Origin of the sequence: Pseudomonas putida (genome assembly GCF_003228315.1) — a bacterium.
Taxonomy (GTDB): Bacteria; Pseudomonadota; Gammaproteobacteria; order Pseudomonadales; family Pseudomonadaceae; genus Aquipseudomonas; species Aquipseudomonas putida_S.
In genome coordinates, this window is record NZ_CP029693.1 from 6507383 (window position 1) to 6522332 (window position 14950).

Annotated in this window: 16 protein-coding genes; 6 read left to right on the forward strand and 10 right to left on the reverse strand. The window is 60.8% G+C overall.

Features of this window, described 5'->3' with window-relative positions; all coding sequences use genetic code 11:
- Positions 1–146: 146 nt before the first annotated feature.
- A complete protein-coding gene (locus DKY63_RS30595; protein ID WP_110967546.1) occupies positions 147–1799 on the forward strand; it encodes a BCCT family transporter in 1653 nt (550 codons plus the stop codon).
- 405 nt (positions 1800–2204) lie between these two features.
- The gene (locus DKY63_RS30605) at positions 2205–2456 is read left to right on the forward strand and encodes a DUF2790 domain-containing protein (protein ID WP_110967548.1); all 252 of its coding nucleotides are present in this window, start codon (positions 2205–2207) and stop codon (positions 2454–2456) included.
- Positions 2457–2508: 52 nt separating this feature from the next.
- On the opposite strand, the gene DKY63_RS30610 is transcribed toward DKY63_RS30605, so the two are convergent.
- From DKY63_RS30610 to DKY63_RS30630, 5 genes are all read right to left on the reverse strand, one after another.
- Complete coding sequence (locus DKY63_RS30610) at positions 2509–3456, reverse strand: LysR family transcriptional regulator (protein WP_110967549.1); 948 nt, start codon at positions 3454–3456, stop codon at positions 2509–2511.
- A gap of 173 nt (positions 3457–3629) precedes the next feature.
- Positions 3630–4580 (reverse strand): aldo/keto reductase, encoded by a 951-nt coding sequence (locus tag DKY63_RS30615; RefSeq protein ID WP_110967550.1) that lies wholly within the window; start codon positions 4578–4580, stop codon positions 3630–3632.
- 128 nt (positions 4581–4708) lie between these two features.
- Positions 4709–6175, reverse strand: coding sequence for an efflux transporter outer membrane subunit (locus DKY63_RS30620; protein WP_110967551.1), 1467 nt, complete (start codon positions 6173–6175; stop codon positions 4709–4711).
- Positions 6176–6192: 17 nt separating this feature from the next.
- Positions 6193–7683, reverse strand: a complete 1491-nt coding sequence (locus DKY63_RS30625; protein WP_110967552.1) for a DHA2 family efflux MFS transporter permease subunit — start codon at positions 7681–7683, stop codon at positions 6193–6195.
- A 2-nt stretch (positions 7684–7685) separates the two neighbouring features.
- Positions 7686–8801, reverse strand: a complete 1116-nt coding sequence (locus DKY63_RS30630; protein ID WP_110967553.1) for an HlyD family secretion protein — start codon at positions 8799–8801, stop codon at positions 7686–7688.
- Positions 8802–9014: 213 nt separating this feature from the next.
- Here DKY63_RS30630 and DKY63_RS30635 point away from each other — a divergent pair, with 213 nt between their 5' ends.
- Entirely contained in the window at positions 9015–9641 is a 627-nt protein-coding gene (locus DKY63_RS30635; protein ID WP_110967554.1) for a TetR/AcrR family transcriptional regulator, read from the forward strand.
- Between the two features lie 4 nt (positions 9642–9645).
- On the forward strand, positions 9646–10164 hold the full coding sequence (gene mug / locus DKY63_RS30640; protein WP_110968020.1) for a G/U mismatch-specific DNA glycosylase: 519 nt from the start codon (positions 9646–9648) through the stop codon (positions 10162–10164).
- Here the strand turns inward: mug and DKY63_RS30645 are convergent.
- The 5 genes from DKY63_RS30645 to DKY63_RS30665 form a co-directional block, all read right to left on the reverse strand.
- Complete coding sequence (locus DKY63_RS30645) at positions 10158–10679, reverse strand: cytochrome C (RefSeq protein WP_110967555.1); 522 nt, start codon at positions 10677–10679, stop codon at positions 10158–10160. The genes mug and DKY63_RS30645 overlap by 7 nt on opposite strands.
- A gap of 178 nt (positions 10680–10857) precedes the next feature.
- Positions 10858–11379 carry a methylamine dehydrogenase light chain gene (locus DKY63_RS30650; RefSeq protein ID WP_110967556.1) on the reverse strand — a complete coding sequence of 174 codons (522 nt, stop codon included), beginning with the start codon at positions 11377–11379 and terminating at the stop codon, positions 10858–10860.
- Between the two features lie 18 nt (positions 11380–11397).
- A complete protein-coding gene (gene mauD / locus DKY63_RS30655) occupies positions 11398–12033 on the reverse strand; it encodes a methylamine dehydrogenase accessory protein MauD (RefSeq protein WP_110967557.1) in 636 nt (211 codons plus the stop codon).
- A 5-nt stretch (positions 12034–12038) separates the two neighbouring features.
- Positions 12039–12578, reverse strand: coding sequence for a MauE/DoxX family redox-associated membrane protein (locus DKY63_RS30660; RefSeq protein ID WP_110967558.1), 540 nt, complete (start codon positions 12576–12578; stop codon positions 12039–12041).
- Between the two features lie 13 nt (positions 12579–12591).
- Positions 12592–13740 (reverse strand): amine dehydrogenase large subunit, encoded by a 1149-nt coding sequence (locus DKY63_RS30665; RefSeq protein WP_110967559.1) that lies wholly within the window; start codon positions 13738–13740, stop codon positions 12592–12594.
- 433 nt (positions 13741–14173) lie between these two features.
- Here DKY63_RS30665 and DKY63_RS30670 point away from each other — a divergent pair, with 433 nt between their 5' ends.
- Together DKY63_RS30670 and DKY63_RS30675 are read left to right on the forward strand one after the other, a co-directional pair.
- Positions 14174–14467 (forward strand): DUF1778 domain-containing protein, encoded by a 294-nt coding sequence (locus DKY63_RS30670; protein ID WP_110967560.1) that lies wholly within the window; start codon positions 14174–14176, stop codon positions 14465–14467.
- On the forward strand, positions 14425–14946 hold the full coding sequence (locus DKY63_RS30675) for a hypothetical protein (RefSeq protein ID WP_204354276.1): 522 nt from the start codon (positions 14425–14427) through the stop codon (positions 14944–14946). Before DKY63_RS30670 ends, DKY63_RS30675 begins: the two co-directional genes overlap by 43 nt.
- The last annotated feature ends 4 nt before the right edge of the window (positions 14947–14950 follow it).

The following is a 14950-nucleotide window of genomic DNA, read 5'->3' on the forward strand; positions in this document are numbered from 1 at the left end:
AGGATTCCATCATCTTGGCCATGCTGCCAAAACCGAGATAGACCTGCAGATAACAGTGACATTGTCCTGGCGTCGGTCGATACCAGGCGATAAACAACCTGCGGAACAGTAATTACACCCTTAAACAAAAACAAAAGGGGAAAACAATGCGTGCTCAATCCGGCATGTTAAAAGGCCTTAATCCGAATGTGACAGTGGCCTCGATAATAGGCGTGATCATATTCGTACTGTTTTGTGCATTTAAAGACGAGCAGGCAGCCAAGGCCTTTGAAATGGCTTCGGCGTTTATTCTGCATAACTTCAAATGGTATTACCTCGCCCTGATCAGTGGCGTACTTGGCCTGCTGCTTTATATCTCCATCAGCCGTTTCGGCAATCTCAAACTGGGCGGTGAACATGACCGGCCCGAGTTCAGTTTCGCTTCCTGGATCGCCATGCTGTTCAGCGCCGGGATGGGCATCGGCCTGATCTTCTGGTCGGTGGCAGAACCCATGCTGCACTACGCCGACAACCCGTTTTCCAAGGGGCTGACCGATGAATCGGCGACCCTGGCCATGCGCATCACCCTGTTCCACTGGGGCCTGCACCCTTGGGCGATCTTCTCCATGATCGGCTTGAGCCTGGCTTACTTCGCCTACCGTAAAGGCCTGCCGCTGGCGCTGCGCTCGCTGCTCTATCCGCTGATTGGCGACCGCATCTATGGCTGGATCGGCCATGTGGTCGACATCATGGGTGTGATTATTACCGCCTTCGGTGTTTCCCAATCCCTGGGTTTGGGCGTGGTTCAAATCAATACCGGTCTGCATAATGTTTTCGGTGTACCGATCAGTATTGCCCTGCAGTTATCCATCATTCTGTTTGTCAGTGTTGTGGCCTGTATTTCGCTGGTCGCCGGTTTGTCCAAAGGCATGAAGCGCATATCCACTTTGAATATGTATCTGTCTTTCATCTTGATGTTTGCAGTACTTGCACTGGGCCCGACCCGTTACATCCTTAACTTGATGTTCGAGTCCACCGGCGACTATGTACAAAACATCGTGGGTTTAAGTTTCTGGATGGACACTCAGAAAGATACCGAATGGCAAAACTGGTGGACCGCGTTCTACTGGCCATGGTGGATGACCTGGGGTCCGTTCGTTGGTCTGTTCATCGCGCGCATCTCCAAGGGCCGCACCATCCGTGAACTGGTGATCGGCGCGCTGGTGGTGCCGACCATGGTCACCATCCTGTGGATGTCGGTATTCGGTGGCGCCGCGCTCAAGCATGAACAGCAGGATCGCCAGGCATATCAGGCATCGGTCGCGACCCAGACCGTGGCTGCCGGAGTGGAACAGCCGAAGTTCGAAGGCGGCACCGTCCTGCTCGCCACCAAGAAAGAAACCACCGCAGCCATGTTCACCCTGCTGCAAACCCTCGATGGCCAGTCCATCGGCGCTGCTCTGTCGATTCTGGTCTGCGTGTTGCTCGGGGTGCATTTCGTGACCACGGCGGACGCCGGGACCCAGGTGTTGTGCACCTTGTGCGCACTGGGCAGCACCAATCCGCCGAACTGGATCCGGTTGCTGTGGTGCATCCTGGAAGGGGCCATTGCGGCAGGGCTGCTGCTGGCCGGTGGACTCAAGGCCATCCAGATGGCGAGTATCGCCGCCGGGTTGCCGATTGCCATGTTGCTGCTGGTGATGTCCTACACCTTGCTGCACAGCCTGCGCCGGGAAATGCCAAGCGTACCGGCCTGGACGCCAGCGCCGGACGTGCTGCCGGAGCTTGCTCAGCGTCGAGAGCCGGCGGTTGCTGCGTAGGTTTATTGGTAGCGTACATATTCATTTTTTCGGTAATGGCTGAAATGGGTTCCGCCCCAACGGCGGGGCATTTGTAGCGTACGCATTCCCCTGTAGGAGCGAGCCTGCTCGCGATGGTCGTCAACGATGACGCTGGCAACCTGACACCCCACGGTGTTCTGGCGTCCATCGCGAGCAGGCTCGCTCCTACAGGGGGCCCCGGTCTACCCCGCCGTAAAGGCTGAACCCATAGCAGCCATCACCCAAAAAACGGATATGCCCCCCGATCCAAAAATACCGGGCAATCCGCCAATCACCATTCCCCCACTTTTCGACAACAGTGTATGTCCAACACCTGTCTGTTTAGCCCCGTCCCAAAGCCCTAGCATCGTCTCTACCAACCCCACCAACGAGACGGTGAACAACATGAACATCTCCAAAATCGCAATCATCCTGGCCTTGAGTACCCTTGGCGCGCAGGCCTTCGCCGAGGAAAACAAATCCCCGGTCGAGACCTACAGCTACGGCACGCACCTGGACATCAAGAAGGTCATCGCCGTATCCGATGTCCCCAACGAATGCGGTCCGGTGCCGGCGCAGATGACTTACGAAGACTCGAACGGTCAACGCCACGTGGTGCAGTACCAGATCATGGGCAACGGCTGTTCCAACGGTTGATCGTCGTGCGGACGATGGAGGGTCGACACTCCATCCGGGCGGTGCGTTTGACTCAAGTGGTTTTTGCGTTTTTTGACGAGCAGACAATTTTTTCATCGGCAGCCAACAACCCGGGTATGTAGTCCTTCAGGAACTCCAGCCAGGTTTTTATTTTTGCATCGACGAATTTTCGTGAAGGGTAGATGGCGAACAGGCCCAGCTCTTCGAACTGATAGTGCGGCAGTACCCGCACCAACGCGCCGGACTTCAGGCCGGCGACGGCGGATGCCACCGGCTGGATGCCGATGCCCATGCCGTGGGTGAGGGCGACGGTCATGGCGTCGGCGGTGTTGATCTGGAACGGCGACGCCGGGGTGCTGATAGTCTCCGTGCCTTGCGGCCCTTCGAATACCCAATGCTCGGTGGGCATGGGGGTGTTCACGATTCTCAGGCAGTCATGTTCACGCAGCGACGCCGGCGTGTCGGGTATGCCGCGTTTTTTCAGGTAGGCCGGCGAAGCGCAGAGAATGCTGTAGGTGATACCCAGCCGCTGGGCGACGAAGCCCGAGTCGGGCAGGTCCCGCGCCAGGACGATCGACATGTCGAAACCTTCTTCCAGAAGATCGGGCAGGCGATTGGTCAGCGTCAGGTCGAACAGGACCGAGGGGTGGCGCTCGCGGTATTGGGCGATGGCATCGATCACGTAATGAATGCCGATGGCCGACATCGCATGAATCTTCAGGCGGCCCACCGGATTGGTCTGTGCGGTTCCCGCTTCTTCCTCCGCTTCACGCAACTCCTCCAGAATTCTCTCGCAGCGCAGCAGATAGCGCGTGCCGGCCTCGGTCAATGCCAGGCGCCGGGTGGTGCGGTTGATCAGGCGCGTCTGCAACCGGCTTTCCAGGCTCGACACGGCCTTGGAGACGTTGGTCGTGGTGGTATCCATCAGGTCGGCCGCTGCGGTGAAGCTGCCGCTCTGGGCCACGGCCATGAAAAACCGCATGGTCTGGAACACATCCATCGTTTTCACCTCTTTGCGGACGCCGGGGATTGTAGGGGCGGACTCTAACAAGGGTCCTCCCCTGTGGGAGCGAGCCTGCTCGCGATGAACCCGAGAACGCCACGGGGTGTCAGGCACCCAGCGTAATCGTTGACGTCCATCGCGAGCAGGCTCGCTCCCACAGGATTACAGGATTACAGGACCGGCGACATGAACAGCTGAACCCCGTTGTCCACCACCGAGTTGTAGCGTATCCGGGTGGTGATGTCCTGGCGGATTTCATGCATCGCCCGGTGGGGCAGGGTCGAGATGTCGATGTTCTGCCGGATATGCTCCGCCGATGTGGCGTGGGTCACGAACGCCGTCCCGCGTTGCACCGCCCAGGCCAAGGCCACTTGCGCCGGGGTCTTTTGCAGGCGCCGGGCCATTTGGTTCAGCACAGGGTCTTTGGCGATGCCCGGTGCCAGGCCATGGCCGAGGGGCGCATACGCCTGCAGGACAATGCCGTGCTGCTGGCAGAACTCCAGCAGTTCCCATTGCGGCAGATAAGGGTGGGCTTCCACTTGCACCACGGCTGGTTTGATACGCGCCACGGCGACCACTTCCTGCAAGGCTTGCAGAGTGATGTTGGACAGGCCGATGGCCCGGCAACGGCCTTTGTCCACCAGGCGTTCCATGGCCCGCCAAGTGTCGATCAAGGTCACGCCCGAGTCGTACTGGACGTGGCCGAAGGCATCCATGGGGTATTGATCGTCGCCGGCGCGAAAGGCGAAGGGCGTGTGGATCAGGTAGCAATCGAGGTAATCGACCTGCAGTCGTTGGCAACTGGCCTCGAAGGCCGGCAACACCCGCTCCGGGTGATGGTTGTTGTTCCACAGTTTGCTGCTGATGAACAGCTCTTCGCGCCGTGCCTTGCCGGTATCCACAAAGGCTTTGATCGCATCGCCCACCAAGGCTTCATTGCCAAAGCGCTCGGCGCAATCGAAGTGGCGATAGCCGTTTTGCAAGGCGAGGGTCACGGTTTCGGCGGTGACACCCAGATCTTCGAACAGGGTGCCGAAGCCAACGGCGGGCATCTGCCCCGAACCGTTGTTCAGGGCAAATCGGGTATCGGCCAGTTCATCAAAAAACGGTTCATAGGACATATCTGAATTCCACAAAAGTTCTGAAAGGCCCCCTGTAGGAGCGAGCATGCTCGCGATGGTCGTCAACGAAAACGCTGGGTACCTGACGCCCCGCGGAGTTCCTGGGTCCATCGCGAGCAGGCTCGCTCCTACAGTGGGTGGCGGGTTTCGCGGCTGGCGACCTGCTGATCGAACACCCCGACGGCATTGCCGCCCAGGGCCACGAACAACTGCACGGTGTCCAGGTACTGCGCGGTCTTGGCGCGGATGTGCCCCAGCAACGCCTGTTCATAAGCCCGTTCCGCCTCCAGCACCTGAAGGATGCTGTTCTCGCCCTGGGCGTAAGCCTGCTGGTTCAGGTGAAAGCTGGTTTCGGCCGAGCGCAGTGCGTCGTCCTGGGCGCGGAATTCCTCGGCGTCATGGTTGATCGCCTGCAACGTGTCGGCGACCTGGCCGAACGAGCTGATCACCGTCTGCTGGTAGTCGGCGAGGGTCGCGTTGTAGCCCTCGACCGCGGCCTGGCGTTCAGCCTTGAGTGTGCCGCCGTTGAAGATTGGCCCGGTGATGCCGGCGGCGAATCCCCAGAGCGCCGCACCGCCATTGCCGGAAGCGGCCTGGAGCAGGTTGGCCGACAGCGACACCTTCGGGTACAGATTGGCGGTGGCCACGCCCACGGCGGCGCTGGCGATATGCAGCTCGGCCTCGGCTTGCTGGATGTCCGGCCGGTTGCGGGCCATCTCCGAGGGCAGGCTGACCGGTACCGAGTTCGGCAAGGTGAACTCGCTCAAGTTGAACTGTGGTGCGATCCAGTCGGCGGGCCCCTTGCCGGTCAGGATCGACAGCGCGTGGGTGGCGGCATCGCGCTGCTGGGCCAGTGGCGGCAACAGCGTGCGGTCCTGGGCCAGCCGGGTTTCGGCCAGCGATACATCGATCTGCGTGGTGGTGCCGTTGATATGCGCGGCGCGTACCAGTTCGAGGTTTTTCGCGTCGTTGGCCAGCAGTTTTTCCACGGCCTTGATTTGCTCGTTGGCCGAGGCCACCAGCAACGCCTGGCTGGCCACATCGGCGGTCAGGGTCAGGTACGCCGCGTCGTAGCGACGTTTTTGCAGATCGGTAAATGCCTGCTGTTCTTCGACCTGGCGCTTGTTGCCGCCGAACACATCCAGATCGAATCCGACCCGAGGCCCGATGGCGTAGAAGTTCGATATCGACGGCTCCTTGGCGTTGTGCACCCGCTGGCGACCGGCCGTGGCGGCGAAGTCGACCTGCGGATACAGCGCACCTTCCGCGGCGGCCACGGAAGAGGCGGCCTGGCGGATGGTGGCGTCGGCCGCAACCAGCTCAAGGTTGCCGTCGATGGCCCGGCGCATCACCTGATCGAGCTTGGGCGAACGCAAAGCCGACCACCATTGGCCGCTGATGTTCTTGCCGTACTGAATGTGCTGCTCGCCGTTGCCGCCGAGGCTTTGCTCGGCCTGCTGGTCGTAGTGCTGCGAGGTACTGTCGGCCGGGGCCTTGAAGTCGGGGCCGACGGTGCAGGCGGCGAGAAACACAAACACCGACAGGGCACTGAGCTTGGCCGGGAATGGCGTCTGGAACGAATGACTGGATTTCATTTTGCACACTCCACGAGCTAGTTGGTCGGAACGGGTTTGCGAAGGAAGACCACCAGCGGGCTCACCACGAGCATCACCACCAGCAAAATCTTGAACTGGTCGATCACGGCGATGAACGCGGCCTGGTGGGTAATCAAGTGGTTCAGCCCTTCCAGCGACGGCAACCCCAGCGACGCGCCATGGCCCACGCCGTGATAGGGCGTGATATTGGCGCCCAGCGCCTGGTGCATCGCCTGGGTGTTGTTGAAGAAGTAGATCTGCACAATCGCCACGCCGAAGGTGCTGGCATACGCACGCAGCAGGTTGTAGAGACCGGTGGCTTCCGGGCGCATCGGCGGCGGCAGCGTGCTGAACGCCACCTTGGCCAGCGACGCCATCGACATGCCGATGCCGATCCCTTGCAGGGCGCCGGCAATCGCGACTGGTGGCCAGTCCATCAGCGGCGAGTAACCGAGCATCAGCCAGTTGGCGTAGATCACCAGCGCTACGCCGATGGCCACGAACAACCGACGGTCGAAACGCTCCGGCAGACGCACCGTCAGCAGGAACGCGCCGACCATGCCCGCACCGCGCGGCAGGGTCAGAGCGCCCGTGGTGTCAGGCGGGTAGCCGAGGATTTCATCGAGCATCGGCGAGGTCAGGGCCATGGTCGACAGCAGCACGAAACCGATGGCGAAAAAGATCAGCGTCGACAGCACGAAGTTGCGGTCGCGCAGCAGGCTCTTATTGAAGAAGTGCACCTTGCGGGTCAGCACGTGCACGAAGAACCAGTACGACCCCAGCGCGCAGGCAATGGTCTCGATCCAGATTTCCGGCGAGTCGAACCAATCCATGCGTTCACCACGGTCGAGCAGCATTTGCAGGCTGATCATCGCCAGGGTGAACGTGCCGAAGCCGAAGAAGTCGTAAGGCGGCGCCTTGTCGGCTTTCTTCTCGGCCAGCAGCAGCGTGATCACCATGAAGATCCAGGCCGACAACGGCAGACTGATATAGAAGATCGGCCGCCAGTCGAAATGCTCGGCAATCCAGCCGCCGAGGGCCGGTCCGGTGGCGATGCCCAGCAGCACCACTGCGGTCAGGGTTGCGCCATATTTCATGCGCTTCTCCGGTGCCAGCGTCTCCAGGGCAATCCCCATCGACAGTGGCCCTAGCACACCGGCGGCCAGGCCCTGGATGATCCGGGCACCGATGAACTCCAGCGGGGTCGTCGACACCGTAGCCAGCAGCAGACCCACCATGAAGAGGACCAGCGCGGCCTGATAAACCCGCTTCAAACCGAAGCGACCGGCGAGCCACTGGGCAATCGGCAGGGTGATCGCGCTGGCCGCCAGATAGGCGGTGAAGATCCAGCCAGCCTGGTCGTCGGTCATCGACAGCGAGCCCTGAATCAGCCGGAGCACGGCGTTCGGCAGCGGCAGGTTCGCCGACTGCATCCAGGTCGCCAACAGCACGGCGAACCTGAGCGAGCCTGCGGCACCTGTGCCTGAAGTCCCGGTTTTGGCGTTCATCACTAGTTACCTGCGGTCAACAGCGATTTGAGCGGGCTCCACCACGGCGAGCGGTGGCCGGTATCGACTTTCACCGTGGCGCTGGTGCCCGAGAACAGGGGCAGGGCAGGGTCCACGTCATCCAGTTCCAGGCGTACCGGAACCCGCTGCACCACCTTGACCCAGTTGCCGGTGGCGTTTTCCGGCGGCAACAGCGAGAAGTCGGAACCGGCGCCCGGGCTCATGCTGGTGACGTGGGCCTTGAACACGCGATCGGGGTAGGTGTCGATGCTGATGGTCGCTTCCTGCCCGGGGCGCATGTGCGTGACCTGGGTTTCGCGGAAGTTGGCTTCGACCCAGATCTCGTGATCGGAGATCAGCGCAAAGGCGGCCGCGCCGTTATTGAGGTAGTTGCCCACCTGCAGGTCATCGACCTTGGCGACGATGCCGTCGGCCGGCGCATAAACCGTGGCGTACGACAGGTACAGCTGTGCTTCGTCGAGCTGTGCCTTGGCCTCGCGCACCGTCGGGTGAGTGTCGACGTCGATGTTCGGATTGCCGTTCAGGGCGACCACGGTGCTGGCGATCTGTTGTTCGATCGAATTGATGTGCTGTCGGGAAATCTTCAGATCGGTTTCCGCGCGCTCGTAGATGGCCCGGGACACGAACTCGGTGGCGACCAGGGCTTTCTTGCGGGCGAATTCCTTTTGATCGAAGTCGGCGGACTCTTTGGCCGATTGCAATTCAGCCTGCTGCTGGCGATAGCTGGCCTTGAGCCCGTCGATGCGCAACCGCGCGACATTGAGCTGGGCCTGGGCCCGGTCGATGGCGATTTGCAGGGGCTTGGGGTCGATGCGGAACAGCACCTGACCCTTGTGCACCGACTGGTTGTCCTCGACCGCGATTTCCACCACTTGTCCGGAAATCCGCGCGTTGATCGACGCCTTGGCCACCCGGGCGTAGGCGTTGTCGGTGCTGACAAAGGGCTCGCCGGCCACGTACTTGGTGTAGCCGATGACGGCTGCCAGGGCAGGCACGCCGAACATCAGCCATGGGCGCAGTTTTTCCTTGAGCGGCTTCTTGATTCGCTCAGGGTGCTCGAAGGTCTGCGAAGCGGGGATGTCGATTTGCTGGGTCATGATCGAATACACCTCAAAACGAATAATTGCTGTGAGAAAGCAAACCCGTGCGCGGTGGGGAGGGTTGCTCCGCCGCACTCGTTTCGTCGCCGCCATAGCCGTTTTGAGCTGTGCTTCAACAAACGTGAAATTCAGGAACTTCTGGTTCCTTAATTTTGTGCGATGATGTAAGAATATCTCCGTACCCACCCTCTCGCAAGGATTTTGTACGACATGGCACAAAATAAAGTGACAGAAGGCAAAGGTCGCGGCCGGCCCCGCGCCTACGACCCCGAGACAGCTCTGCAGCAAGCGCTCGGCGTGTTCTGGAACACCGGCTATTCCGGCGCTTCCCTGGACAGCATCGCCCAGGCGGCCGGCATGAACCGGCCCAGCCTCTATGCCGCGTTCGGCGACAAGCACGCGCTGTACATCAAGGCGCTCGAGCAGTACTGGGATTTCGCCGCCGCCAACATGCAGGCCGCGCTGGCCGCCGACGACCTGACCCTGCGCGAGGCGCTGACCCGCTTCTATGAAGGGCAGCTGTCGATTTACTACTCCGGCGAAGGCCAGGCCCGAGGCTGCTTCGCCATCGGCACGGCGGCCACCGAGGCGGTCGAGGACGCGGAAATTCGCGAGGTCCTGTCCGATCGCCTCAGCCGGCTGGACGCCGATATGGAAGCGCGCCTGCGCAAGGCCGTGGAATCAGGCGAATTGAAAGACGATGTCGACGTCGGTGCACTGGCGGTGCTCGCCTCATCGTTGCTGCACAGCATTTCGATCCGGGCACGGGCTGGCAAACCCCGGGAGGAGTTGAGTGAACTGGCGCGCAATGCGGTCAACGTGATCTGTGGCGGGTGAGGAGGTGAATGAAGGACTGGAAGACATCCTCGCCCAGGGACTGGCGGTGGTGTTCTGCGGTATCAACCCCGGCCTGCTCGCCGCCACGCAAGGGCATCATTTCGCCGGGCGCGGCAATCGCTTCTGGCGCACCTTGCACCTGGCCGGGTTTACGCCCGAGCAAGTGCGACCGGAGAACGATCGATCGATCCTTCAATACCAATGCGGCCTGACCGCCGTGGTCGAGCGACCGACGGCGCGGGCCGATCAATTGTCGAAAGAGGAATTCATCGCCGCCGCAGCGGACTTTGAAAGGAAGATCGCCGGTTATGCGCCGCGCTGTGTGGCGTTTCTCGGCAAGGCGGCGTATTCGGCGCTGTCGGGGCAGCGGGAGGTGGCGTGGGGGCTTCAACCGAAGACATTCGGCAATGCCGCCGTGTGGGTGTTGCCCAACCCGAGCGGGCGAAACCTGGCATTCAGCCAGGCTCAACTGGTGGATGCCTATCGCTCACTCAGGCAGGCGATGATCGGCAACGATCAGTAATTCATCCCGTCTTCGATGGCGATGCCCTGGGCACGCATGGCCTTGATCAGCTCGCCGCGAGTGCCCGGCAGGTTGAGCATGGTCTTGGCGCGCAGCTCGGTGACTTCCTCGGCGGTGTACGGCTGGTAGTGTTCAGGCATGCTCTTGCCGGCCATGCCGTCTTCGCGCATCAGCCAATTGAGCAGGTCCGCCAGTTGCGCGTTATTCAGCGCCGACTGCGACATGCCCGGTACGCGCACGAGGAATTCGCGGCCACCGGGGACTTTGAGGAAGTTGCCGACAAAATCCTTCATCCGCGGTGTGTCGTTGGCGGCGGAACCTGTGCCGTCACCCAGATGGCAACCGGCGCATTGCAGCTGGTAATTCACCCCCACGCTGTAATTGGCCTGGGAGATCGGTGTTTGCGGCGATTCGTTGCCCGGTGCGTGGTGCTGGTTTGGATTGGGGATGGCTCGGGCATATACCTGCGGGGTGATCATCAGGCAGGCCAGGCCGAGGATTAGCAAATGACGCATGACAACCCCTCTTATTGTTGTGACCTAAAACCTGTAGGAGCGAGCCCTGCTCGCGATGGACGACAGGACACCACGGGGTGCCAGGCTGCCAGCGTTATCGTTAACGTCCATCGCGAGCAGGGCTCGCTCCTACACAAGAAAAAGCGCCGGTTACCTAAGCAACCGGCGGTGAAACGCTTTAAACCGCTACGCCGCGAATGATCGATACGGTGCAGTGGTAGATGTGCGACTTGGCAGCCAGGCACCAGTTCACGTCGTTGTTGTTGAACGGGCGGTAGGCCGGTTCTTCACTGTCGTTACGGGTGCAGGCGCACTGGGCGCAGCTCTGCTTACCGCAGCAGTCGTTGTACGAAATGATGTAGTCCTTGCCGTCGGCCGGGTTGCGGCAGGTGCCGATCCAGGTCACTTGCGAGGCCTCGGTGCCCGGTGGGCAAGAGGTCACCGAACCACCGCAGCAGCTGCACAGAAAGCCGTCGATGGAGCAGTAGCGCCAGTAGTCGCAGCTGTTCGGATCACCGGGGTCGCCGGCTTTCGGATCAGAGGCGGCCAGCGCCTTGCTGGTACGGTCCAGCGGCAGCAGCACGGGCAGGGCGGCACCGGCAACGATCAGCGAGCCCATGCGTGCCAGCAGTTTGCGGCGCGAAGTGGTGTCGGCAACACGGCGCGAGGAGCGCTCGAACAACAGATCCAGCAGTTTCATGAAGGTCTCCCTGCCTTATCAGTGGCTATGGCCGTGGCTGTGGTCATGATTGTGAGGGTTGTGCTCTTGAGGCTGAGCATTGAGGTACTGCTGCAGAGTGGCGTGCTTCAAGTGCTCGACTTCGAACAGGCTGTCCAGGTGCTCGCGGGAGTTCACCAGGCCCTTGGCGCGCAGGGTGCCGGTCTTGTCGATCAGGGCGGCGTAAGGCAGCTTGCCGATCTGGTAGGTCATGCCCACTTCCGGACCGACCACGTAGGTGGCGTCTTCCAGTTTGTGCTCGCGGATCAGCGCTTGCTGGGCATCCATGTCGCCATCGCTGACGAACACCACGTCCAGGTTGCCGGCTTGTTCCTTGGCGATGGATTTGATCGCTGGCAGCAGCGATTTGCAGATCGGGCAGGTCGGCGAGAGGAAGAACAGCAGTTGCGATTTTTCACCGGCATAGCCGAAGTTCACCGGGCGACCATGACGGTCGGCAGCGGTCACTTGCGGTGCGGCTTCGTTGACGGCCACGCCCTTGTCCATCATCAGTGCGCCGGCCGGAGCCAGGCGACCGTGCAGAACACCAATCTGGCGCACCAGGCCCATGACGACGAACGCCACGGCCACCAGCAGTACCCAGAGCAGAACATTGGAAACTATCAAGCCTTCCATTTTGATTACCTACCAATCAATTTGAGCAGAAGAGGGGAGTTCGCCGCCAGGCCATCGGCCGCGGCGTAGATGAGCAGCGCGACGGCGGCGGAAGCCAGGGTCACGAAGGCATCGAACACGGTCATGTCGCGGGCGAGCGGTGCCAGGCTGGCCACCAGCGCCACTGCCACCAGCGTGCTGTTGCGCAGCAGCAGGACCGGACGCAGCGGTTGCGCCTGGTCAGGGCCTGCACAACCGCAATCGATGTCGCGACGACCGCGCCACAGGTTGATGCCGATGGCGGCGCCATACAGCGCCAACAGGCCGGCCGCGCTCAACGCTGCCCAGTGCCGGCTGACCGGCACCAGGAGGGCGAAGGCGATAGCCAGTTCCAGCAGCGGAATCAGCCGGGCGACCGGACGCACCAACCCTTGGGGCAGCAACTGATAGTCGCCAAGCTGTTTGCGAAAGCGCGCCGGCGCCCGCACCTTGTGGGTCGCGGCGCTGGCCAGCAGCACCGCGATGGCGATGGCGCTGGCAATGATGAAGATCGGATCTGAGTGCATGGCCGAATCTCGGTTAGTAGCTCATGACTTGAGTCGCGGTTTTTGCGACCTTGGCCATGGCGCCAGTGTGCTGGTTGGTCTTGAGATCGAAGATCTGCAAGCCGCCTTCGACGTCGGCACCCAGCAGCAACGGTTTGTCGTCACCGGTAGCCTGCATGCTCCAGATCGGAGCCGGGGCTTCCAGGGTGGCGACTTTCTTGCCGGTCTTCAGGTCGTAGGCCCAGATGAAGGTGCTCGGGTCTTCCCACTTCATGGCTTCGTGAGCGTCGTGCATCAGCACGTACAGGCGGTTCAGCTTCGGCGCAACGGCCATCAACTGCCAGCCACCTGGCGCCCAACCGGCTTTCTTCTCTTCGTCGGTCACCAGCGACCAGCTCGGCAGGATCTTCGGCGTATCGGCGCTGAAGTCCACGGCGCGTACGGTGCCGGTGGTGGTGGTGAAGTAGTAGGTGTCGCCGACGTTGACCGCGCGCTCTACCAGTTTCTCGGCGTTCGGGTCGAAGAACGGCGTGCGGTTGCGCGCGGTTTCCTTGCCTTCGTCGTTGATCGTGACCACTTGCAGGCTGCCGTCACCGCACAGCGAGGCGAACTTGCGCTTGCCGATCGGGTAGTTCAGCACGCAGCCAGGAATCGCGATTTCCGAGGAAACGGCTTTGCTCTGGGTGTCGACCACGGTCACCGAAGTGGACGGGGTGAAGTTGTAGACGTAGACGAAACGGTCATCGCCGCTGGTCTTCAGGCCGTAGCGCTGGGTCAGCGACTCGGCGCGCTTGTTCGGGATCAATACTTCCCAGGCCGGCGACAGGGTCGAGGAATCCCAGGCGGTCAGCACATCGGTACGGGTGCCACGGGTACCGCGGGAGTACCAGATGTCGGCGGCGTAGATGGTCTTTTTGTCATGGCTCAGGGCCGAAGGCGCGGCAAAGCCGGTCGGCACCATGCCCAGCACGCGTTTCTGGTCAGGGTCGACCACGGTGACACGGCCGGCGACGAAGCTGTCGAACTCGACATCCACGACGAACGCGCGGTGCGCTTCGGGCGGGAATGCCAAGGTGGTCTGACCGATGGTGTCGGCGGGCAGATCCGCACGGGCACTGTTCAAACCGAGTACAAGCAGGCTCAGGCCTAGCGCTGACTGTACGGAGATCCTGTTTGTTCGCATAAGGGGAACTTCCTGAATTGTTGGTAACGCGGATCGCGGGTGAGTGGGCAGATTTTGACGATTGAATAGTGCCTCGCCCGGCAATCGGGGGAATTGCGCTGCCTGCCAAGTGTTTGTGTATCTGTGCCAGTGTCATGAGGCTGACTGCGCAAGCTGTTAGGTCGCGGGGGGTGAAGGCAGGAGTGGGAGGAGGCGGAGATGCAAAAGGAGAGTTGCCGTATATCTGAAAGATACACAGCGTGTAGACATTAGCTACACGATAGCCGTAGAGTCGATCCCAATATCACCGGGAAATCCATGTTTGCGTCAGGACCCAAGACTCCCCTCGCATATCCAAGGGAGTCATAAAACGAAAACTAAATGCATGTTCGATGTGCTAACGCGATAGCAGGTCCATGCTAAAAACCTACCGACCCTCAGAAGGGAAAGAATCATGTCCGCCACAACAGAGCGTCTTGAAAAGGCCAAACCCGTTCCAATCAACATGAGAACGGACGAAAGGAAACGCAACCTGATTGATCTGGCAGCTGCCATGTCTGGTCGAGATCGAACGAGTTTCATTCTGGAAGCAGCTTGTCAGAAAGCAGAAGAAGTCATTCTGGATAAGCGTTTGTTTCTTCTCGACGACGATGCCTTTGACACATTTGAACAGGCCATAGAAGCGAACCCGATCCGAGGTAACGAATGTCTTCACCAACTTCTCGAACGCCCAAAACGATGGAGTTGAGTGCTCCGGAAAAACTCAACGACCAACACATCTTCGATGGGTTCGACTCGGGCGAGCCCTCTATCAATCAATACCTTCTAAGGCAGGCACGCAAGGCGCAAACCGCCAAACAGGCGGTGGTTTACGTTTGTTGTCGCAAGGGCACGCAGATCGTGGCGGCATACTACACCTTGTCGAGCGGGTCTGTGGCGCGTGCCAGCGTTGTTCCGAAAAGCCATCAGCGCAACTCGCCAAATGTCCATCCGGTCACCCTGTTGGGGCGCATGGGAGTAACGCTAGAGGCTCAGGGGCAGGGCTATGCAATCGACTTGCTACAAGACGCCATTGAACGAGTCATTTCCGCATCGGAGTCCATCGGGTCCAGCGCACTCATCGTTCATCCGCTGAACGAGCGTCTTTCGAACTTCTACAGCAAGTACGCAGGGTTCATACCGTGTCCGGGAATCACCCCTATCACATTGATGTTGCCGCTACGGTAACTAC

Bases quoted from the DNA above. Each gene is read 5' to 3' on its own strand.
- DKY63_RS30595 (WP_110967546.1), top strand. From the start codon at position 147: ATGCGTGCTCAATCCGGCATGTTAAAAGGCCTTAATCCGAATGTGACA.
- DKY63_RS30605 (WP_110967548.1), top strand. From the start codon at position 2,205: ATGAACATCTCCAAAATCGCAATCATCCTGGCCTTGAGTACCCTTGGC.
- DKY63_RS30610 (WP_110967549.1), bottom strand. From the start codon at position 3,456: ATGGATGTGTTCCAGACCATGCGGTTTTTCATGGCCGTGGCCCAGAGC.
- DKY63_RS30615 (WP_110967550.1), bottom strand. From the start codon at position 4,580: ATGTCCTATGAACCGTTTTTTGATGAACTGGCCGATACCCGATTTGCC.
- DKY63_RS30620 (WP_110967551.1), bottom strand. From the start codon at position 6,175: ATGAAATCCAGTCATTCGTTCCAGACGCCATTCCCGGCCAAGCTCAGT.
- DKY63_RS30625 (WP_110967552.1), bottom strand. From the start codon at position 7,683: ATGAACGCCAAAACCGGGACTTCAGGCACAGGTGCCGCAGGCTCGCTC.
- DKY63_RS30630 (WP_110967553.1), bottom strand. From the start codon at position 8,801: ATGACCCAGCAAATCGACATCCCCGCTTCGCAGACCTTCGAGCACCCT.
- DKY63_RS30635 (WP_110967554.1), top strand. From the start codon at position 9,015: ATGGCACAAAATAAAGTGACAGAAGGCAAAGGTCGCGGCCGGCCCCGC.
- DKY63_RS30645 (WP_110967555.1), bottom strand. From the start codon at position 10,679: ATGCGTCATTTGCTAATCCTCGGCCTGGCCTGCCTGATGATCACCCCG.
- DKY63_RS30650 (WP_110967556.1), bottom strand. From the start codon at position 11,379: ATGAAACTGCTGGATCTGTTGTTCGAGCGCTCCTCGCGCCGTGTTGCC.
- mauD (WP_110967557.1), bottom strand. From the start codon at position 12,033: ATGGAAGGCTTGATAGTTTCCAATGTTCTGCTCTGGGTACTGCTGGTG.
- DKY63_RS30660 (WP_110967558.1), bottom strand. From the start codon at position 12,578: ATGCACTCAGATCCGATCTTCATCATTGCCAGCGCCATCGCCATCGCG.
- DKY63_RS30665 (WP_110967559.1), bottom strand. From the start codon at position 13,740: ATGCGAACAAACAGGATCTCCGTACAGTCAGCGCTAGGCCTGAGCCTG.
- DKY63_RS30670 (WP_110967560.1), top strand. From the start codon at position 14,174: ATGTCCGCCACAACAGAGCGTCTTGAAAAGGCCAAACCCGTTCCAATC.
- DKY63_RS30675 (WP_204354276.1), top strand. From the start codon at position 14,425: ATGTCTTCACCAACTTCTCGAACGCCCAAAACGATGGAGTTGAGTGCT.